The organism is Bradyrhizobium sp. CCBAU 53421 (genome assembly GCF_015291625.1).
Lineage (GTDB): Bacteria > Pseudomonadota > Alphaproteobacteria > Rhizobiales > Xanthobacteraceae > Bradyrhizobium.
In genome coordinates this window covers 4,620,509-4,640,261 of the sequence record NZ_CP030047.1, presented here as the reverse complement: position 1 = coordinate 4,640,261, position 19,753 = coordinate 4,620,509, and the positions used below count along the sequence as shown (strand labels likewise).

General features: G+C 65.3%; 22 protein-coding genes and 1 pseudogene. 10 read left to right on the top strand and 13 right to left on the bottom strand.

Annotated elements, in window-relative coordinates; translation table 11 throughout:
* Positions 1-18: 18 nt before the first annotated feature.
* Complete coding sequence (gcvA, locus tag XH92_RS22115; protein WP_210345469.1) at positions 19-921, bottom strand: transcriptional regulator GcvA; 903 nt, start codon at positions 919-921, stop codon at positions 19-21.
* A 196-nt stretch (positions 922-1,117) separates the two neighbouring features.
* Between gcvA and XH92_RS22110 the strand changes: the two genes are divergently transcribed.
* The 4 genes from XH92_RS22110 (at position 1,118) to XH92_RS22095 (ending at position 4,510) form a co-directional block, all read left to right on the top strand.
* On the top strand, positions 1,118-1,624 hold the full coding sequence (locus XH92_RS22110; protein WP_194454004.1) for a PaaI family thioesterase: 507 nt from the start codon (positions 1,118-1,120) through the stop codon (positions 1,622-1,624).
* The gene (locus XH92_RS22105; protein ID WP_246787570.1) at positions 1,621-2,883 is read left to right on the top strand and encodes an MFS transporter; all 1,263 of its coding nucleotides are present in this window, start codon (positions 1,621-1,623) and stop codon (positions 2,881-2,883) included. Before XH92_RS22110 ends, XH92_RS22105 begins: the two co-directional genes overlap by 4 nt.
* Before the next feature lie 85 nt (positions 2,884-2,968).
* Positions 2,969-3,673, top strand: a complete 705-nt coding sequence (locus XH92_RS22100; protein ID WP_194454003.1) for a helix-turn-helix transcriptional regulator — start codon at positions 2,969-2,971, stop codon at positions 3,671-3,673.
* Between the two features lie 72 nt (positions 3,674-3,745).
* Positions 3,746-4,510, top strand: coding sequence for a sulfite exporter TauE/SafE family protein (locus XH92_RS22095; RefSeq protein WP_194454002.1), 765 nt, complete (start codon positions 3,746-3,748; stop codon positions 4,508-4,510).
* Between the two features lie 49 nt (positions 4,511-4,559).
* Here the strand turns inward: XH92_RS22095 and XH92_RS22090 are convergent, their stop codons facing one another.
* The 8 genes from XH92_RS22090 to gatC all read right to left on the bottom strand — a co-directional run bounded on the left by XH92_RS22090 (position 4,560) and on the right by gatC (position 11,842).
* Positions 4,560-4,826, bottom strand: coding sequence for a hypothetical protein (locus tag XH92_RS22090; RefSeq protein ID WP_021078341.1), 267 nt, complete (start codon positions 4,824-4,826; stop codon positions 4,560-4,562).
* Between the two features lie 1,107 nt (positions 4,827-5,933).
* Positions 5,934-6,191: a hypothetical protein gene (locus XH92_RS22085; RefSeq protein ID WP_194454001.1), complete on the bottom strand. Its 258-nt coding sequence runs from the start codon at positions 6,189-6,191 to the stop codon at positions 5,934-5,936.
* 185 nt (positions 6,192-6,376) lie between these two features.
* Entirely contained in the window at positions 6,377-7,864 is a 1,488-nt protein-coding gene (gatB, locus tag XH92_RS22080) for an Asp-tRNA(Asn)/Glu-tRNA(Gln) amidotransferase subunit GatB (protein ID WP_194454000.1), read from the bottom strand.
* 130 nt (positions 7,865-7,994) lie between these two features.
* Positions 7,995-9,356, bottom strand: a complete 1,362-nt coding sequence (locus XH92_RS22075) for a patatin-like phospholipase family protein (RefSeq protein ID WP_194461376.1) — start codon at positions 9,354-9,356, stop codon at positions 7,995-7,997.
* Between the two features lie 172 nt (positions 9,357-9,528).
* Positions 9,529-9,813, bottom strand: a complete 285-nt coding sequence (locus XH92_RS22070; protein WP_194453999.1) for a hypothetical protein — start codon at positions 9,811-9,813, stop codon at positions 9,529-9,531.
* 3 nt (positions 9,814-9,816) lie between these two features.
* Complete coding sequence (gene gatA / locus XH92_RS22065) at positions 9,817-11,292, bottom strand: Asp-tRNA(Asn)/Glu-tRNA(Gln) amidotransferase subunit GatA (RefSeq protein WP_194461037.1); 1,476 nt, start codon at positions 11,290-11,292, stop codon at positions 9,817-9,819.
* Complete coding sequence (locus tag XH92_RS22060) at positions 11,289-11,531, bottom strand: hypothetical protein (protein WP_194461036.1); 243 nt, start codon at positions 11,529-11,531, stop codon at positions 11,289-11,291. The genes gatA and XH92_RS22060 overlap by 4 nt, the downstream gene beginning before the upstream one ends.
* A 23-nt stretch (positions 11,532-11,554) precedes the next feature.
* The gene (gatC, locus tag XH92_RS22055; RefSeq protein ID WP_194461035.1) at positions 11,555-11,842 is read right to left on the bottom strand and encodes an Asp-tRNA(Asn)/Glu-tRNA(Gln) amidotransferase subunit GatC; all 288 of its coding nucleotides are present in this window, start codon (positions 11,840-11,842) and stop codon (positions 11,555-11,557) included.
* 379 nt (positions 11,843-12,221) lie between these two features.
* Between gatC and XH92_RS22050 the strand changes: the two genes are divergently transcribed.
* Positions 12,222-12,392, top strand: coding sequence for a hypothetical protein (locus XH92_RS22050; RefSeq protein ID WP_194461034.1), 171 nt, complete (start codon positions 12,222-12,224; stop codon positions 12,390-12,392).
* Here XH92_RS22050 and XH92_RS22045 read toward each other — a convergent pair.
* Complete coding sequence (locus XH92_RS22045; protein WP_194461033.1) at positions 12,383-13,462, bottom strand: nitronate monooxygenase family protein; 1,080 nt, start codon at positions 13,460-13,462, stop codon at positions 12,383-12,385. The genes XH92_RS22050 and XH92_RS22045 overlap by 10 nt on opposite strands.
* A gap of 18 nt (positions 13,463-13,480) precedes the next feature.
* Positions 13,481-14,461: a nitronate monooxygenase family protein gene (locus XH92_RS22040; protein WP_194461032.1), complete on the bottom strand. Its 981-nt coding sequence runs from the start codon at positions 14,459-14,461 to the stop codon at positions 13,481-13,483.
* A gap of 120 nt (positions 14,462-14,581) precedes the next feature.
* Here XH92_RS22040 and XH92_RS22035 point away from each other — a divergent pair, with 120 nt between their 5' ends.
* The 5 genes and pseudogenes from XH92_RS22035 to XH92_RS22020 all read left to right on the top strand — a co-directional run bounded on the left by XH92_RS22035 (position 14,582) and on the right by XH92_RS22020 (position 17,503).
* Positions 14,582-15,472, top strand: coding sequence for a LysR family transcriptional regulator (locus tag XH92_RS22035; protein ID WP_194461031.1), 891 nt, complete (start codon positions 14,582-14,584; stop codon positions 15,470-15,472).
* A 76-nt stretch (positions 15,473-15,548) separates the two neighbouring features.
* The gene (gene ruvX / locus XH92_RS22030) at positions 15,549-16,031 is read left to right on the top strand and encodes a Holliday junction resolvase RuvX (protein WP_194461030.1); all 483 of its coding nucleotides are present in this window, start codon (positions 15,549-15,551) and stop codon (positions 16,029-16,031) included.
* Positions 16,032-16,033: 2 nt separating this feature from the next.
* Positions 16,034-16,960 carry an AEC family transporter gene (locus XH92_RS22025; protein WP_194461029.1) on the top strand — a complete coding sequence of 309 codons (927 nt, stop codon included), beginning with the start codon at positions 16,034-16,036 and terminating at the stop codon, positions 16,958-16,960.
* A gap of 11 nt (positions 16,961-16,971) precedes the next feature.
* Positions 16,972-17,082: pseudogene (locus tag XH92_RS43645) on the top strand (chloramphenicol phosphotransferase); the annotation flags it as partial.
* A gap of 70 nt (positions 17,083-17,152) precedes the next feature.
* Positions 17,153-17,503: a chloramphenicol phosphotransferase CPT family protein gene (locus XH92_RS22020; RefSeq protein ID WP_256437675.1), complete on the top strand. Its 351-nt coding sequence runs from the start codon at positions 17,153-17,155 to the stop codon at positions 17,501-17,503.
* Positions 17,504-17,509: 6 nt separating this feature from the next.
* Here the strand turns inward: XH92_RS22020 and XH92_RS22015 are convergent, their stop codons facing one another.
* Together XH92_RS22015 and XH92_RS22010 are read right to left on the bottom strand one after the other, a co-directional pair.
* Entirely contained in the window at positions 17,510-18,721 is a 1,212-nt protein-coding gene (locus XH92_RS22015) for an ABC transporter substrate-binding protein (RefSeq protein WP_194461028.1), read from the bottom strand.
* Between the two features lie 216 nt (positions 18,722-18,937).
* The gene (locus XH92_RS22010; protein WP_246788523.1) at positions 18,938-19,696 is read right to left on the bottom strand and encodes a CPBP family intramembrane glutamic endopeptidase; all 759 of its coding nucleotides are present in this window, start codon (positions 19,694-19,696) and stop codon (positions 18,938-18,940) included.
* Positions 19,697-19,753: the final 57 nt, after the last annotated feature.

The window sequence follows — 19,753 nt, the reverse complement described above, 5'->3', positions numbered from 1 at the left end:
AGCGTGGCGGCGAAATAGCTAGCGGTCCGCAAGCGCCGATTGCGCCACGGGCCCCAATATCCATTCCCTGAACGCCGCGATCTTCGGAAGCCCCTGCCGGTTGTCGGGGCAGACGAGATAGTAGGCGAACTCCTCCAGGTGCGCGGTCTCGAGCAGCTGGATCAGCTCGCCGCTGTCGATCTCATTTGCGACCATCGCCGCCGGCAAAAGCCCCGCGCCCTGCCCGGTCAGCACGGCTTTCAAGAGGAGACCGCTGTCGTCGAACGACGGGCCGCGCGGCGGACGAACTTCAGCAATGCCGTTGGCCTGAAACCACAGGCTCCAGCCCTTGCGATCGGCGTCGTGTACCTGCGGCCAGCCCGCAAGATCTGCGGGAGACGCCGGCCGCCCGAAACGCGCAACCAGCGACGGCGCGGCCACCGCCACCATCTCGACCGTGACGACGCGGTCGCTGCGCAGCCCCGGATAGCGGCCGAGCCCGTGACGCACCGCGACGTCGACGCCACTGCGCGAGAAATCGACCACGGTGTTGCTGGTGACGATCTGCAGATCGATCTCGGGATGGGTGCTCTGAAACGACGCCATGCGCGGCACCAGCCAGGCCGACGCGAAGAACGGCGTCACGCTCACCGTCAGCGTGCCGACGTCGACAGACGCCGCGACGCGGCGCGAGGCATCCGCAATCTGGCGAAACGCATTGCGGATCGACGGCAGATAGTCGCGCCCGGCGTCGGTGAGATAGATGCCGCGCGGCACCCGCTCGAACAGTTTGACGCCGAGATGGGCTTCCAGCGTCTTGAGCATCTGGCTGACCGCGCCGGGCGTCACGTACAGCTCCTCGGCCGCGAGCTTCACCGAGAGATGGCGGGCGGCGGACTCGAACGCCTTGAGCGCGTTCAGGGGTGGAAGCCGGCTCTCCATGATTTAGATTTTCTAATCTCAATCGCGCAACAAATCTGGTTTGCCAACAAGGCCTTCCGGGCGCTCAATCAGCCTATCTCAACGCCGAGAGCCCCGTCAACTCAGAGAAATCCAGGCCAACAAAGTTAGATTTTCTAATCTTTTGTGGCGACTCACGACGGCGACTTTCGATTCCCTGATGGAGCCAGGACAGGACATGACTGACATCCCAAGCAAGCTCGCCCTGCACGAAGGCGGTGCAGGCGGCCATGGCGGCCAACGCGCCGAACGCATCAACGCGTCGCAAGCCGGCAGCCTGCCCGGCCTGCTGGACTTTCACTGGCTTGAAGCCGAACGCGGCCGCGTAAGCGGCCGCTTCGAGATCACAGCGAAGCACTTCTCGCCGCACGGGCTGTTGCACGGCGCAAGCCTCGTCGCGCTGGCGGATACCGCGTGCGGGTTCGGCTGCCTCGCCTCCTTGCCGGACGGCGCGACCGGCTTCGCCACCGGCGAATTGAAGACGAACTTCATCGGCACCGCGCGCGAAGGCGGCGTCAGCTGCGAGGCGCGCCTCGTTCACGCCGGCCGCACCACCCAGGTGTGGGATGCCGAGGTCCGCAGCGAAGCAAGCGGCAAGACGATCGCGCTGTTTCGCTGCACGCAGATGCTGCTCTATCCGCCGGCCAAGGCAGGCGAGCGCGCGGCACAAGGAGAACGATCATGAGGAATGCCGCCATGCGCGCAGGATATCAACCCGCAAAGCCGTTCTACGGCTGGTACGTCGTCGCGGCCGCCTTCGTCGTGACCTTCATCGGCTTCGGCAGCGCCTACACATTCTCGTCCTTTGTCGAGTCGTTGCAGCGGGAGTTCGGCGCCTCGCGCGGCTCGGTCTCGCTGGTGTTCTCATTCGCAGGCTTCCTGTATTTCGGTCTCGGCATCGTCTCCGGCCCGCTCGCCGATCGCTGGGGCGCACGCAAGCTCGCTGGCCTTGGCATGGCGCTGGTCGGTCTCGGCATGGTGCTGGCGGGACAGGCGCAGACCATTCTTCAGGTCTATGCCGCCTACAGCATCGGCATCGGCGCCGGCGTCGGCTGCGCCTATGTGCCGACCTTGGGCGCCGTGCAGCGCTGGTTCGTCAGGCGGCGCGGCTTTGCGTCGGGCCTCGCCGTCAGCGGGATCGGGGTCGGCACCCTGGTGATGCCGCCGCTCGCAACCTGGCTGATCACGAGCCTCGGCTGGCGCGATGCCTACGTCGTGCTGGGCGTCGTCGCCGTCGTCGCCGGGATCGGGGCATCGCTCCTGATCGCCGACGATCCGCGCCGCTACGGCACCGGACCGGACGGCGATCCGCTTGAGACGATTTCAGGCACGCCACTCCGCCAAGGCGTCTCGATCTGCGCCGCGATCAAGACCGCCCGCTTCGCCGGGCTCTATGCGGCCTGCCTGATCAGTGCGTTCGGGGTGTTCGTGCCGTTCGTGCACCTGGTGCCGTTCGCGGTCGACCATCAGGTGGCGCCGACGCTCGCCGTGCTGCTGCTCGGGATGATCGGCGTCGGCAGCACCGCCGGCCGGTTCTTCCTCGGCGGCATTGCCGACCGGGTCGGCCGCGATGCGTTCCTGGTCGCGATGTATCTCGGCATGGCCGTCTCGCTGGCGATCTGGGCGATCGCTGGCAGTTTCTGGTCGCTCACGATCTTCGCGCTGCTGTTCGGCGTGTTCTATGGCGGCTGGGTGGCGATCCTGCCTGCGGTGGTCACCGACCATTTCGGGGGCCGCAATGTCGGCGGCATCATCGGCATCCTCTACACCAGCGTCGCCTTTGGCACGCTGCTCGGTCCAAGCGCTGCCGGCTTCGCGTTCGACGTCAGCCACAGCTACTTCATCCCGGTTGCGATCAGCGCAGCCGCCAACCTCGTCGCCGCCTTGATCGCTGTCGCGACGATGCGAGCCGCCTCGCCGATCGCCTCGATCGCGCAGCGGTGAGGTCCATGACGGTCGGTGATGTCAGTGCTACGCTCAGGGATCACCGCCCTCATCGGTTCAAGATAACTGTGATCCCCGCTTCGCCATGACCAATGCCTGGAATTACCGGCGCACCGCCGACGACGGCATCGTCGAACTGGCATCGTGGCGCGGCACGGGCTCGCTCGGCCTCAGGCCGCACTTCCATGACGAGAACCAGATCGTGCTGGTGCTGGCGGGCTCGCGCGCCTTTCGCATCGACGGCGCGACCGTCACCGTGCCTGCGGGCCATGCCGCGCTGATCCCGGCGGGCATGCTGCATGCGCCGATGCCGACGCTGGACGAGGAAACGATTTGCCTGAATGCCTATGTTCCGGCTGCCCGCGCCTGTTCATTGCTCCGGATCATCAGCATCGGGGACCGCTGGCGAAGCATCGATGAGATATCGCCCGAACACATCCTCGATATCGCCGACGACATCCTGTCGCGCGAGCCGGCCGGTTCGACCGGATGCACCGACCGGACGAAGCTCGGCACTGCCTTGACGGAGAGCATCGAGCCAATCGGCGAGATTGCCACCAGCTTCGGGCGAAGCCGCGAAGGGTTCAGCCGCATGGTGAGGCGCGAGCTCGGCGTCGCGCCGCATACCTTCCGCCTCCTCACCCGGCTCAACCATGCCCGGCAGTTGCTGCGCGCCGGCGAGCCGATCGCAGCCGTTGCGGCGGATGCGGGCTTCTCCGACCAGAGCCACCTCACCCGCCTGTTCCGCCGCACCTTCGGCACGACGCCGGGCGTCTACTGGCGCGATTGAGGCGACGTCACAGACGTTCCAGACCGACCGCGGCTCCGGCGCTAGCCTGCTCGCCCTGCACTGGGGTGAAGGATGGATACGCCGACAAGTCTTCTGCTGCTCGCGGCCGGCGGCGCGGGGGGCATCATCAACGCTTTGGCGGGCGGCGCGACGCTCATCACCTTTCCGGCGATGCTCGCCGCAGGCCTGCCGGCCGTCGTCGCCAATGCGTCGAATGCGGTAGCGATCTCGCCGGGGCATTTGATCGCAGCGCTCGCCGATCGTGGCAAGCTGCCACCGCCGACGCGGCGTAGCGTCAGCTTCGTCGCCGTCTCCACGATCGGCGGCGCGGCCGGCGCCGGCATCCTGATGCTGCTTCCCGAGCGGCTGTTCGTCCTGCCGGTGCCGGCCCTGATCGCGTTCGCAACGCTGCTGTTTGCCTTCGCGCCACAGATCCAGGCGTGGACCACCGGACATCAGAAAGCCGCAGCTCTGCCCTCGACCGGCACGAGCGGTGCTGTCCTGGGATTGGCGTGCGTCTATGGAGGGTTCTTCGGCGCCGGGCTCGGCGTCATCCTGACCGCGGTACTCTCGATCACGGAGCCCAACGACATCAGGGCGATCAAGGCGTTGAAGAACCTGCTGGCGACCTGCGTCTCGCTCGCCGCCACATTGATCTTCATCATGCAGGGAGCCGTACGGTGGCCGGAGACCTCGGCGATGCTGCTCGGCGCCATGATCGGCGGCTATGCCGGCGGCTACCTGATCCGGATCCTGCCGGCTCAGATCGTGCGGCAGTTCGTCATCGCCGCCGGGGTTCTGATGACCGCGGTCTACGCGGCGCGATACTGGTTCTAGATGGAGCGAGGGAGCCGAGGCTCCCAGCTCGATGATATCGGTGACTTGCTTAGTGCGTCGTCATCCAGGCGCGGGCTTCGCGCTGGGCGGCAGCAATCTCGACGTCGGACATCTGCTCGGCGACTTCACGGCGATGCGCGATCGCGTCGGTACGCCCCTTCAGCGCCGCCAGGTTGAACCATTTGTGCGCCGCGACGAGGTTGACCACGCCGGAGCGGCCGCTCGCCCAATACATGCCGCGCTCGAACAGCACGTCCTGGATTGCGGTCGCGGCAACCGGGACAGCGCTTTCCTGATCGATGACCCCCTGAAACATTGTCGTCATTCCCCTTTTTATTGTTGGCCGCCCTCCCCCGAGCGCGGCCCCCGTCCACTGTTAAGCTACCCTGTTATCTCCGAGCTGATCCTTTGGGATCATGCCCCGCGCTGATCCTTTGGATCATGCCCCGCGTTGATCCCTGGGGATCACCGCTCGCCGGTTGCCGGCTTGTTGGGATGATCATGGCCCATCAAATTTGAAGAGCGGTTTAAGTATCGCGATGAACGGGATGTAAATCCGGGCAGCCGGCAGCGTTCGCCGGAATCGCAAAAGTGCCTGTGCCGCAGGCACTTCCTTGCATTCGTGAACGCCGGTTTACCCTGCTGTTTCGGACAACGATAACCATCGCGGACAATGGCCGCGGGCGCCGGCCGGTCCGGTCGCTGGCGCATGTGATCAATCGATCGGTCGGCGGCAGGCTGCCACGTCGGGTGGACGCTCCGCAGAGCGGCCGGACGCGCAAAGGAACGCGAGGCCGTCAGGCCCAACGTCGATCCTGAAAATGGAATGGGGAAAGTGGCTGCCGGGCGCGGACTGCGCGGGCCGCCGGAACGAGGGGGTCGGCGAACACGTCAGGACCAGATTTCAACTCGGCATTGTCGCCGGTGAAATTGCGGAACCAAGCGGGCTCCGCACCGAACGAAGAAATCTCTGTTTCTTCTGCCGGACCGGTTTTGGGAAGGTTGCCCTCTCCGAAATTCGATCCAGCCGTTTGACCTGATGTCTCGCCGACACCCTCTTTCGTCAGCCAGAGCCTTGGGGTGGGATGTGCCTCTCAGCAGTCCGTCCGCTGGCTCTCGCGACGTGCCGGCGTGAAGCCGCCGGCAATCCTCTCAAGGCGAGAGGCTTACTTCTTCTTGGCGACCTTGCGGGTCTTCTTCGCAGTCTTCTTCACTGCGCTCTTGGCCTTCTTCGCCTTCTTCGCCTTCTTTGCCTTCTTAGCCATGTTGCCCTCCAGTATGTGAGATGGCTCTTACTTCGCTGCGTGCACTCGGGAATCGATATGCACTACTTCCCGAATACACCAACAGACCGAAAAAAACAGTGTCCCGCTTAAGGAAGTGTTGACGCAGCGATGGCAGTGCGCACCGCCCGCGCCGCCGTTCAAATCGACACGTCATTCGCGCGACGATGCAAGAAACGCAACAGCCGCCGACATCGCCATTTGTCAACGCTGCAGGAAATGCCTTCTTTTGTAGGCTTTTCTTGAATTCGCATTGAAGCGATCGACGCGAGATCGTCGTTGCGATGAGTCGCGAGCGAAGACGAAAAGCGGCGCGTCGCCGACGCCGAGTCGTAATTTTTGGCAACGAAAAAATTTTCGTGGGAAAGACGGCTTTTGCCTCGTTTGAGGTCGTCCAAGGCGAATTCGCGAACGAATCGCAGCTTCGTCGATTCGGCGCCGAGGGCCTCAGCGTGACCGTCGAGGGCGGCTGTGAGGCAGGATCACGCCGCGTTCACGCGCGCGCGACGACGCCTACGATGGCGACGCCGGAGCATGATCCGACTGGATCATGCTCCAAGGACAACATCATTGTCCTGTTCGTTCAGATGCCGAGCTTCGACTTCAAGAGGTCGTTGACCGCCTGCGGGTTCGCCTTGCCGCCCGACGACTTCATCACCTGACCGACGAACCAGCCGACCAGTTGCGGCTTCGCCTTCGCCTGCTCGACCTTGTCGGGATTGGCCGCGATGATGTCGTCGACCACCTTCTCGATCGCGCCGAGGTCGGTCACCTGCTTCATGCCGCGCGTCTCGACGAGCGCGCGCGGATCGCCGCCCTCCTGCCAGACGATCTCGAACAAGTCCTTGGCGATCTTGCCGGAAATCGTTCCCTCGCCGATCAGATCGACGATCGCGGCGAGTTGCTCCGCCGACACTGGCGAGGCTGCGATCGCAACGCTCTCCTTGTTGAGACGGCCGAACAGCTCGTTGATCACCCAGTTGGCGGCGAGCTTGCCGTCGCGCGCCTTGTCGGCAAGACGAGCGAGCACCGTCTCGTAGAACTCCGCGCTCTCGCGCTCGGCGACCAGCACGCTCGCATCATAGGGCGACAGGCCGAAGCCCGTAATAAAACGGGACTTCTTCTCGTCCGGCAGCTCCGGCAGCTGCGCCTTGAGTTCATCGACGAAGGCCTGGCTGAATTCGAGCGGCAGCAGATCGGGATCGGGGAAGTAACGGTAGTCGTGCGCCTCCTCCTTGGAGCGCATCGAGCGTGTCTCGCCCTTGTTCGGGTCGAACAGCCGGGTCTCCTGGTCGATCGAGCCGCCGTCCTCGATGATCTCGATCTGGCGCCGCGCCTCATACTCGATCGCCTGGCCGATGAAGTTGATCGAGTTCATGTTCTTGATTTCACAGCGGGTGCCGAACGCGGTCTCGCCGTAGCGGCGCACCGAGACGTTGACGTCGGCGCGCAGGCTGCCCTTCTCCATGTCGCCGTCGCAGGTGCCGAGGTAGCGCAGGATCGAACGCAGCTTGGTGACGTAGGCCTTGGCCTGCTCGGCGTCGCGGATGTCGGGCTTGGAGACGATCTCCATCAGCGCGACGCCGGAACGGTTGAGGTCGACATAGGTCATCGTCGGCGACTGGTCGTGCAGCAGCTTGCCGGCGTCCTGCTCCAGATGCAGCCGCTCGATCCCGATCGTGGCGCTGCGGCCGCCGTCGAGCTCGAGCGACACCTCGCCCTCGCCCACGATCGGCGACTTGTACTGGCTGATCTGGTAGCCCTGCGGCAGGTCGGGATAGAAGTAGTTCTTGCGGTCGAACACCGAACGCAGATTGATCTTGGCATTCAGCCCGAGACCGGTGCGCACCGCCTGGCGGACGCACTCCTCGTTGATCACGGGCAGCATGCCCGGCATAGCGGCATCGACCAGCGACACATGGGAGTTGGGCTCGCCGCCGAACTCGGTCGATGCGCCCGAGAACAGCTTTGAGTTCGAGGTGACCTGGGCATGGATCTCCATGCCGATCACGACCTCCCAATCGCCGGTGGCGCTCTTGATCAGTTTATGCGGGGCGGCTGATGCGGTCATGGATCTCGGTTTCCGGATAAAGTGATATCTGGGAGGGATTGGGCTTCGCGCAACCAACCGCGGCAGTCAAGCCGCCTTGCGCTCCTCTTGCAGTCCCCTTGCGCCCCGTACCGGCGCATTGAGGCGCAGATCAGAGCCCGCGCCGGAACTGCTGATAGGCCTTGCTCGAGCGCAGCGCGTCCGCGCCGCCGGTGATCAGCTGGTCGACCTGCTCCGGCGGCAGCGACAGCCGGGTCGGGATCGCATTCAGGATGCCGGCGCGCTCCGATCCGAGCCGGTCGAAGCCGAGCCGCTCGACATAGATCGCGACATCGCCGCACTTCCACCCCGTACCGACGCCGAGCCGGGTGCGATCCGCCGCCGACAGGCCGCAGCGCCAGTGCTTCAGCTTGCCGGACCAGTCGTTGGCGAGCGCCGTGAAGGCGGCGTAGCTCGAGCGCACGCTGGCATCGATCGCGGTGTCGGCGGCCGCCGACACCAGCTCGACGCCGTTCGGCCCTTCGAGCGTCTGCACGAAGTCGCCGGAGATGCCGCGGCCGGCATCGACCACCAGGAACAGGATGCGCTTCAGCTTGGCGGCCTGCCGTTCGCTCAGCGGCTCATAGGGACGTTGCGCGGCGAGCAGGCCGATGCTCAGCCCCGACAGACCGTAATTGTCGACGAGGCCGCCATCGAGCAGCTTGACGTAGCGCATCGAGCCGTCGCGGTAGCGCGCCTGGGCCTCGGCATAGGAGCGCAGCAGCGGCTGCGCGTTCGGATCGTTGCGCACCCGGTCGAGCCAGGCCGGCAGCGGCGCGGCGCAGCCGCCGGGATAGGTCTGCAGCACGATCGGGGCAAACGCCAGCGGCACCGCAGCTGATGCCGCCACCGCTTCGGCGACACGATAGGAGCGGACGTCGCTGCACAGCGCGTCGAACGAGGTCTTGCCGAACACAAACGGCGTGCGGTTGTAGATGTCGGAGGCGTTGATCCAGACCCGCGGCCGGCGGTCGTCGGGCAAAGCCTCGAACCGCGCGCCATCGAATAGGTTCTGATCGAGCCAGTCGGTGAACTGGCTGTCGTTGACGCCACCGCCGAGCGCGCGCCCGATATTGCCGAGCGAGATCCTGGTCTTCAGTCCTTCCTCGGCATTGCGCAGCAGGAAGCGTTCGCGGAAATCGTCGAGCGCCGCACGCCGCTTCAATCCGAAATAGGCCGCGGTGACCGAACCGCCGGAGACGCCGGAAACGAAGTCGACGCGGTCGAGCAGCGTCTTGGTGCCGGCGGCGCTGGAGCGCACCCGGTCGAGCTCTTCAAGCACGCCGAATGAGAACGCCGCCGCGCGCGTGCCGCCGCCGGAGAACGACAGCGCGAGCAGCAGGTCATCTTCATAGCTTGGAATATCGCTGACACCGTTGATGTCGGCAGCCGCGGCACCGAGCGGCACGTTGCCCGGGAGATTGTAGACGGAGGCGCAGCCGGCAAGGCCCACCGCCACCGCAGCCACCAGCAGCGCTGACAGCCATCCCCCTATGCCCGACCCACGCACGAATACTCTCTTTGCCGCTGGCCCCCGCCCGGTTCCACCAGCCTATCACGGCCAATCTGGGCGGCGGCATGGCGGCCGAAACAAGGTTAATGCTCGCGGTGCCAAGACACCGCACTTGGCACCGATGCTCTGATACTCACGAGGCCAACAGCGCGGAAACAATCCGCTCCCATTCGGCCTCGACCGTGTCCTTTGCGACCGGCTGGCCGGCCCGGCGATACCAGTAGCCGGCATTGCCGAGATCACCCTCGACGCGATGCAGATAGGCGTGCACCCAGGCCGAATTGGCGTCGCTCTCGTCCTGCACGATGCGGTGCGCCTGGTCCCAATCGCCCTTCCTCGCCCACCACAACGCGGCGAGCGGCGGCGACAACGCGTGATCCGGCGCAGCGTCAGCGAGACTGGCGCGGAAATCCGCCATCGCTCACCACCATTTCGGCGCCGCGAACCGGCCGGCCGCCTGCTCGATCACCTCGCCGAGCGAGAACAGCGTCTCCTCGTCGAACGGACGGCCGATCAGTTGCAGGCCGAGCGGCAGGCCTTGCGTGTCCTTGCCCGCGGGCACGGCGATGCCCGGCAGGCCCGCCATGTTCACGGTCACCGTGAAGATGTCGTTGAGATACATCTCGACCGGATCGGCGCCGCCCTTCTCGCCGATGCCGAACGCCGCCGACGGCGTCGCCGGCGTCAGGATCGCATTCACGCCCTTGGCGAAGCAGTCCTCGAAATCCTTCTTGATCAGCGTCCGCACCTTCTGCGCACGCAGATAATAGGCGTCGTAATAGCCGGCCGAGAGCACATAGGTGCCGATCAGAACGCGCCGGCGCACCTCGTCGCCAAAGCCGTCGGCGCGGGTGCCTTCATACATCTCGATGATGTTCTTGGCCGGCTCGCGCAGCCCATAGCGCACGCCGTCATAGCGCGCGAGGTTCGACGAGGCCTCCGCCGGCGCCACGATGTAATAGGCCGGCAGCGCGTATTTGGTGTGCGGCAGCGACACCTCGACGAGCTCGGCGCCGGCGGCCTTCAGCCACTGCGCGCCCTCGCTCCAGAGTTTCTCGATCTCGGCCGGCATGCCGTCGAGGCGATACTCCTTCGGAATGCCGATCTTCATGCCCTTCACGGACTTGCCGATCGCGGCCTCGTAATCCGGCACCGCGATGTCGACCGACGTGGTGTCCTTGGGATCGTGACCGGCCATCGAGCGCATCAGGATCGCAGCATCGCGCGTCGTGCGGGCGATCGGGCCGGCCTGATCGAGCGAGGATGCAAACGCCACGATGCCCCAGCGCGAGCAGCGGCCGTAGGTCGGCTTGATGCCGACGGTCGCGGTGAACGCCGCGGGCTGGCGGATCGAGCCGCCGGTGTCGGTCGCGGTCGCGCCCATGCAGAGCAGTGCCGCCACCGCCGAGGCCGAGCCGCCGGACGAGCCGCCCGGCACCAGCGTGGTGTTGCTGCCCTCGCGCCGCCACGGATTGGTGACCGGGCCGAAGCACGAGGTCTCGTTCGACGAGCCCATCGCGAACTCGTCATTGTTGAGCTTGCCGAGCAGCACCGCGCCGTCACGCCAGAGCTGCGAGGTCACCGTCGACTCGTAGGGCGGAATGAAATTGCCGAGGATCTTCGAGCACGCCGTGGTGCGGATATCGCGGGTCGCGAACAGATCCTTGATGCCGAGCGGTATGCCGGCGAGCGGCCCGCCCTCACCCTTTGCAATTTTCTCGTCGGCCGCCTTCGCCATGTCGCGGGCGCGGTCCGGCGTCTCCAGCACATAGGCATTGAGCACGCGCGCGGCCTCGATGGCGGCAAGATGCGCGTCAGTCAGTTCGCGGGCGGTGAAAGACTTGCTCGCCAGGCCCTCGCGGGCCTCGGCGATCGTCAGCGATGTCAAATCGGTCATTTATTGATCGGGCTGCAGAAGAACGGAGACAGGGTCTTGTCGTTGGCGGGGTCGTCTTGCCGAGGGCTCATATTTCTCTGGGCGTTCTCCCTGGCGCGTTCGGCATCGAGCGCCTCGAGATGGTCGAGCACGGCGTCCATCGCCGCATTGGGATCGGCGACCTTCCCCTTGCGCTCCATCGCATCGAGGAAGTCCATATAGGCCTTGTAGGCCTTCTCATCGTCGCAGAGCAGACACATCGCCATCGTCCCAGAACAGAGAACTACTCCACCACCTTCGGCACCAGGAAGAAGTGGTTCGTCGCGTCAGGCGCATTGCGGACGATGTCGTCGGCCTTGTCACCGTCATTGACCACGTCGGCGCGCTTCTTCATCTCCATCGGCGTCACCGAGGTCATCGGCTCGACGCCGTCGATATTCACCTCCGACAGCTGCTCGACAAAGGCCAGCATCGCGTTCAGCTCGCCCTGGAGATGGGGAACTTCGGCGTCGCTGACCGCGATCCGCGCCAGATGCGCGATGCGGCGAACGGTTGTGGCGTCTACGGACATTATATAGGGCCTCGGGTCCCAAAGGTCAGGCTTTAAGGGTCAGCCCGCCGTATAGCAGAGGCCGGTTTTGCGCCGCAACCACACGAATCCGGCGCCCCCTCGGCTTCGGCACCCTGTCCGGCGCCCGAGCGAGACATTCCGGCGTGCATTCGGGTCGCAAAAGCCTGCGACGAAACCACTTCGCGCCCGCCACGAAGTCGTCCGGAAACATTGCCGGCGCCTACTCACCCCAAACAGAAAAGTTCGGAGCGCGTCATGCAAATGCAGGAAAGCCGCCCCCGGCCGGAGGGCTGGGACCCCGCTTTGTGGTCGATCGGCACGGTGCTGGGGATCGCAATCCTTTACGTCGCCTGCCTGGTCTGAGCGAGGAGCCATGGCCATGTCCCAGGCAAAAGCTCTGCAGGAAAAGGCCGAGATGTTCGAGCGCCGCGCCGAGAGCGCCACGGATCCGATCTCCCGGCAGCATTACAAGGAAATGGCCGCGCATTATCGCAGGCTCGCGACCGAGCATCTCGAGATCATCCGGAGCGAGCCCGCGCGTCAGGCCTGAGACAGCGCGGCCATCCGTGCCAGTGCAGCACCCGCCAGCGCGCGGGTCAGCTCAGTGGCCGGCATCTCCTTACCCATCCGCACCGCCTGCCCGGCCCAGAGATTGGTGAAATCGACCTTGCCCTGTTTTTCGGCAGCCGCCTTCAGCGGCCCGAGGGCGGTTGCCGCGTGCGGGAACGCCGGCGCATCCGGCGAGATCGGGCCGACCTCGCGCATCACACGGTTAGCGACCCCGCGCGCCGGGCGGCCGGTCATCACATTGGTGATGACGGTCGATTCATCGCTCGCCTGCGCCAGCATCACCCGCGCCGCCGGAATGACCTTGGACTCCGGGCAGCGCAGATAAGCGGTGCCGATCTGCACGCCGGACGCGCCGAGCACGAACGCCGCCGCGATGCCGCGCCCGTCGGCGATGCCGCCGGCGGCGATTACGGGCACCCTCACCGCATCGACCACCTGCGGCACCAGCGCGAAAGTGCCCGGCTGCTCGGCGATGTTCTCGGTCAGGAACATGCCGCGATGGCCGCCGGCCTCCGCACCCTGCGCGATGATGACATCGGCGCCGTTCTCCTCGAGCCAGATCGCCTCCCTGACCGTCGTCGCCGACGATAGGATGACGGCGCCGGTCGCCTTCACGCGCTCAAGCAGCTTCGGCTCCGGCAGGCCGAAATGGAAGCTGACGATCTCGGGCTTCAGCTCCTCGACAACAGCGCAGAACGCGGCATCGAACGGCGCGCGGTTCGCGGCATTGATTTGCGCGTTCGGGTCGAGCCCGTGCTCCCGATAATAGGGTGCGAGCCGCTGCCGCCAGATCGCTTCGCGCGCCGGATCGGCATCGACCGCCTTGTGACAAAAGAAGTTCAGGTTGATCGGTGCCGAAACGCGCTGGCGGAAGATGTGGACCTGCTCGCGCGCCTTGTCCGGCGTGATCATCGCACACGGCAGCGAGGCCACACCGCCGCCCTGCGCGACCGCGGCCGCAAGCTCCGCATCCATCACACCCGCCATCGGCCCCAGCACGATCGGGAATTCAGTCTTGAAGAGGTCGATAATCCGGCGGTCGGGCCACATGGTGTGTCTCACGCTTGTTCACGTCAAAGAGGAAAGAGAGTTGCGCCGGCCCTGCAACGACTGCTCGGCCTCGGCGACGACGCGGCCGACGATCTCGGCCGCGGGAACAATATCATGGATCAGGCCGACGGACTCGCCGGCAAATACCGCGGCAATATCGAAATCAGCCGCGGCCCTCGCGGCGGCGTATTCCACCGCGATCTCGTCCGCGCGCTGCATCAGTTCGATCTCGCGGCCAGACCAGCGTCGCAGATGGTCGTTGGAGAGCGAGCGCGCGGTGAACGGCGCCGGCCACATCAGCTTGCGCGACCAGTCGAACACCACGCCGCGCACCGTCTCGCCGCTCTTTGCTGCGCAGATCAGCTGCTTCGCCCGCTCCGGCGCGTCGGCCTCGACGCTGGCATAGAAGCGCGTTCCCATCAGCACGCCGGATGCGCCGAGCATCGTCATCGCAGCTAAGCCACGGCCATCAGCGATGCCACCGGCCGCGACGACAGGCACGCGCCCTGCCGCGAAATCGATGATCGCAGGCACGATATCGAGCGTGGTGCGCGAGGCGCCATGACCGCCCGCCTCGGTGCCTTGTGCGATCAGGATGTCGGCGCCGCAATCCAGCGCCGCTTGCGCCATGTCCTCGCTTTGCACCTGGCAGATCAGCAGCGCGCCTGCGGCCTTGATCTTGGGCGCGAACGGCGCGGGATCGCCGAATGACAACATCACCGCGCGCGGCTTTGCATCCAGCGCGATGTCGATCAGCTCGGGTTGCTGGGCAAGGCTCCAGGTGATGAAACCGATCCCGAACGGGCGGCGATAGTTCCTGAGCACCGCAGTCTCCGCCTCGAGCCAGGCCCGGTCTCCATAACCGCCGCCGAGAATGCCGAGGCCGCCGGCGTCGCTCACGGCCATGACCAACCGGCTCCCCGTGATCATCGCCATCGGCGCCAGCAGGATCGGATGCGCGATGTCCAGACGTGCCGTCAATTCGGTGCCGATCGGCATGCGTGGCTCCCTGATCTGCTCTGCCTACGGTTCTGGACTCGTAGCCTAAGCGGGCCTAACATTCTCGGAAAATGAATACTAGAGAACGCTACCATCTCTAAAATGAAACGGTGGTCCCAGATGGAATTGATCGACCTGCTCACCTTTTCGACGGTCGCCCGGCTCGGCGGCATCACCCGGGCCGCCGACGAGCTGAACACCGTGCAGTCCAACGTCACCCAGCGCATCAAGGCCCTGGAGGCCGAGATCGGCACGGCGCTGTTCGAGCGCCACAGCCGCGGCATGTCGCTGACCGGCGCCGGCCGCCGTCTGTTGCCGTATGCGCAGCGCATGGCGGCGTTGTCGCGCGAAGCGGTGCTTGCCGCGCGCGACGACGGCGAGCCGAAGGGGCCGCTGTCGATCGGCTCGATGGAGACCACCGCCGCGGTGCGGCTGCCGACGCTGCTTGCCGAGTTTCATCGCCGCTATCCGGCGGTGCGCCTGACCTTGCGCACCGCGCCGACTGCCGATCTCGTCGCCGCCGTGCTCGACGGCTCGCTCGATGGTGCCTTTGTCGCCGGTCCGATCGAGCATGCCGAACTGTCAGCGACATCGGCCTTCACCGAGGAACTGGTGCTCGTCACCGCGCAGCGCTGGACATCGCTCGCCGCCTTGCGCGCCGGCACCGCGGAGTCGGGCCCGACCGCGCTTGTGTTCCGCACCGGCTGCACCTACCGGCAACGCCTCGAACAGGTGTTCACCGAGTTCGGCTGGCCGTCGGCCGCCCGCTTCGAGCTCGGCACGCTCGACGGCATGGTCGGGTGCGTCGCCGCCGATATGGGCGTGACGCTGCTGCCGCGCGCGGTGGTCGAGCGCGATCATGTCCAGCGCGACATCAAGATCCACAAGCTCAATCCGCACCATGCGCAGGTCGAGACGCTGTTCATCCAGCGCCGCACCGCACATCAATACAGCGCGTTGCAGGGACTTGCCGCGTGCCTTTCCGGCAACGATCGGGTGATTGCCGCCTGACCGGCGTTTTCGCATGGACGGCCGCCCGCCGTCGGGCTTTGCCTCGGCGCGCGGGTGCGTGCTAAGCGCTAGCGCCATGCCCGCCCCTATTCTCCCCCTGATCGAAGCTGCGCCGCACTGGCCCGAGCGCGGCGCGCTCGTCGGTCTCGACCTCGGCACCAAGACCATCGGCGTTGCCGTCTCCGATCCGGACCGGCGGCTCGCGACCGGCGTCGAGACCATCCAGCGCAAGCAGTTCAAGGCCGACGCGGCGCGGCTGCTCGCGATCGCGGCCGAGCGCAGTGCCGTGGGCTTCGTGCTGGGCCTGCCGATCAATATGGACGGCAGCGAAGGGCCGCGCGCGCAATCGACCCGGGCTTTCGCCCGCAATCTCGCAAACCTCACCGCGCTGGCGATCGGGCTGTGGGACGAGCGGCTGTCGACCGCCGCGGTCGAGCGCGAGCTGATCGGGATGGACGTCAGCCGCGCCCGCCGCGCCGAGGTGATCGACGAGCACGCCGCGATCTTCATCCTGCAGGGCGCACTCGACCGGCTCGCGAAGCTGCGCGGAGACCGCTGACGATGGCCGTGGTGATCGCGGCCCTGCTACCGGTGTTCTTGCTGATCGTGCTCGGCTTCATCCTGAGACGCACACTGATGCGGCTCGATACCCAGTGGCACGGACTGGAGCAGCTCACTTACTACGTGCTGTTCCCGGTGCTCCTGGTGCAGACGCTGGTGAAGGCCGATCTGACCAAGGTGCCGGTCGCGGGCGTCGGCGGCGCGCTGCTGCTCGCGGCGCTCGTGATGTGCCTGCTGTGTCTTGCGCTGCGAGCCCCGCTCGCCCGCGCCGGGGTCGACGGCCCCGCTTTCTCCTCGATCTTCCAGGGCGCCACCCGCTGGCAGACCTATGTCGCGCTGTCGGTGTCGGGCAATCTCTATGGCAAGGTCGGACTTGCGCTGGCTTCGGTCGCGATGGTCGCGATCATTCCGCTGGTCAATGTCTTCAGCGTCGCCGTGCTGGCGAAATATGCCTCGTCCGGGAAGCGGTCCACCGGCGCCATCGCGATGACGGTCGTGAAGAACCCGCTGATCTGGGCCTGCGTGATCGGGCTCGCCATCAATGTCGCACATGTCCCGCTGCCGAAGATCTGGCACGACGTCGCCGACGCGCTCGGCGGCTCGTCGCTGGCGATCGGCCTGCTCGTCACCGGCGCCGGGCTGCATCTGGAAGGCATCTTCCGTCCTAGCCTCGCCGCCAGCGTCGCGCTGGTCCTGAAGCTGGTCGCGATGCCCGTGCTGACCGTCGCGCTCGCGGTGTGGTTCGGCGTCACCGGCGCCAATCTCGCCATCGTCGCGGCCTGCGCCGCGGTGCCGACCTCGCCGTCGGCCTACGTGCTGGCGCGCCAGATGGGCGGCGACGCCCCCCTGCTCGCCCAGATCATCACGCTGCAGACGATTTTGGCCGCAATCACGATGCCGATCGTGATCGCCGCGGTCGGGCCTTAGGCGGCGCTGCGATGGCGCAGATCATCTTTCTGCATGGCGCATCGAGCAGCGGGAAATCGACTATCGCCAAGGCCCTGCAGGCTCGTATCGAAAAGCCATTCTGGCATATCTCGATCGATCATCTGCGGGATTCCGGCGTTCTCCCGATGAGTCGCTTCCAAAGCGGCGAATTCGCGTGGAAGGATGCAAGACATGCCTTTTTCGACGGCTTCCCACGCGTCGCTGGCCGCATATGCGAACGCGGGCAACAGCCTCATCCTGGAGCATATTCTGGATACCGATGGATGGCTCGAGACGCTGCGCGACTTGCTCGCCGACCACGACGTGTTCTTCGTCGCCGTGCATTGCCCGCTTGATGTCCTGATCGAACGGGAGAAGCGGCGCGGCGACCGGCCGGCGGGCAGTGCAAGGCGCGACTACGAGACCATTCATGCCGGCAAGGTCTACGACCTTGAGCTGGACACCGGCGAAGGTATCGACGCCAACGTCGAAAGGCTCCTCGCAGCCTGGCGGACTGGAGCACGCTCGTCGAGCTTTCGCTGATCGTCGCTATTTCCCGCTGGAGCCTGTGAACGCCGTGTCGAGCACGTCGCCGATCGGCTGCCAGCTGCGGCCATCGAACTGAAGCAACCGCAATTGCTCGACCGGGCGAAACTGCGTGGTGTTGATCTTGATGCCGGGCAGCAAGGCGGATGCCTGATAGTCCCTGAGCGCCGCGGCCTGCTTCATGACGTTTTCGCGCGACAGATCGTTGCCGCATTGCCTGAGCACCTGGACCAGCGTTTCGGCCGCCGCATAGCCATAGACTGCGGCTGCGTCATCCTTGCCGCCGGCCTTCGTGTACTTGTCCAGGAAGCTGTGCCAGGCGCCCTGATCTTCCCGCCAGGCCGGGTCGCTCGCATCCTTCAGGAAGGCGGCGGTGACGACCCCGGTCGCATTCTCCGCGCCGGCCGGCTTGAGCACCGTCTCGATCGACGACGCCATCTGGTTCACGATGAACACCGGCCGCCAGCCGTGTTCGGCCGCGGCGCGGATCACCTTCGAGGCATTTTCCGGCACGCCGGCAAACACGAACACCTCCGCTCCCGATTGCTTCAGGATCGATATGTGGCCGTCCAGATGCTGATCGTCGGCATCATAGGCGATGTCGACCCTGATGTTGTGGGCGACGTCACCCAGCCCTTGCACCAATCCCTTGAACAATTCGCGGCCGAACTGATCATTCTCCCAGAGCGCCACGATTTTCTTTCCGGGATAGAAAGCCTGGATGTAATTGGCGTAGATGCGTCCCTCCTCGCGGTAGGAGGGCTGCCAGCCCATGGTCCACGGATAGCGCGACGGTTCGCTGAGATCCTGATCGCCGGAGGCAACGAAGAGCTGGGGGACCTGGCGTTCGTTGAGATACTTCCGCACGGCAAGGTTCTCCGGCGCGCCGAACGAACCGAACATCAAGAGCACGTTGTCGGTCTCGACGAGGATGCGCGTGAGATCCATGGCGTTGGAAGCATCCGACAGATCGTCGTAGGACATGAAGCGGATCTTGCGGCCATTGATGCCACCGCGTTCGTTGACCATCTCGAAATAGGCGGCTTCCGCCTTGCCGATCTGGCCGAAGATCTCCAGCGCGCCGCTATACGGCATGAGATTGCCGATGCGGATTTCGGTATCGGTGACGCCCTGGTCGCGCACCTGCTGCGTGATGGCGCCGAGAGACGCCAGCGCGACCACGCTGGCGAGCAGAGTTCGGATCAAAATGGCCATGACAAGAGCTCGCACGACGGCAGCCGCCGCTGCCTGGTTTCGGTCCGGCCCGCGCTCATTCATTGATCTAGATCATAGCACTCGAGGGGGCCGCTGACACCCTCTTCGTCAACGCTAGGCGGCGACGACGCGCTGCCGGTTCCGGATCGTGAAGCTGCAGACAAATCCGGCGGCCATCACGATACCGATCGTGACTGCCCCGGTTGCAGGCGAAACCTAGGTGTAAGGGCCGGTCGAGAGAAAACTGACTACGTTCATCGCCGAATGCGCAATGACTGCCAGCCACGTCGAGTTGCTGCGCCAGCGGAAATGGCCGAGCGCAAGACCTGAGACGAATATCCAGAAGCGCCCGAACCAATCGTACTGAGTGTGGATCATCGCCCATGCGATCGACGTAAGGACGATGGCTCCGGGCGGACCAAGGAACGACTCCGACCAACCGCGAAACGTGAATCCACGGAAAATGAACTCTTCCATGATCGGCACGGCAATGCACACAGCAATGAGGAGGCCCAGTAACCCGCCAGGTCCTTTAACAATCAGAAATGAGTCGGGCGTGCCATTCTCTGAACCGACGAGGAATTCGCTCATGGTCTCGGCGCCCAATATGATCGCCGTAATGACCAGAGCGCGAACCACCTCGCTCCTGCTCGGCCAGTTGAGCGCAAGATATTCGGCGAACCCGCGGCCGGCCTTTCGGATCGCGATCCAGAGCACAGCGATCGTCAACGGGCTCGCGACGGCAATGACCGGGCCGAACCATCGCCCTTGGGCTGCGAAGTCCTGAAACTGAGCCGGCGACATCTTGGCTACGCCGTCTTGCAGACCGACGATGAATGTCGCGGCTACACCTCCTGCCAGCATATAAATGCCGTAGGCGACCAGGGTGACGAATGTCGTCTCCATGAAGTCCCAGGTTCGCGGTGGCGGCGCCGAGGCAGGTGTCCGTGCGCCGGCATTTTCGAAGTTCGACATGTGGATGTTTTTGCAACAATTTTGCAGCGAAGGTGGGCCTAGGCTCAACCTAGCATA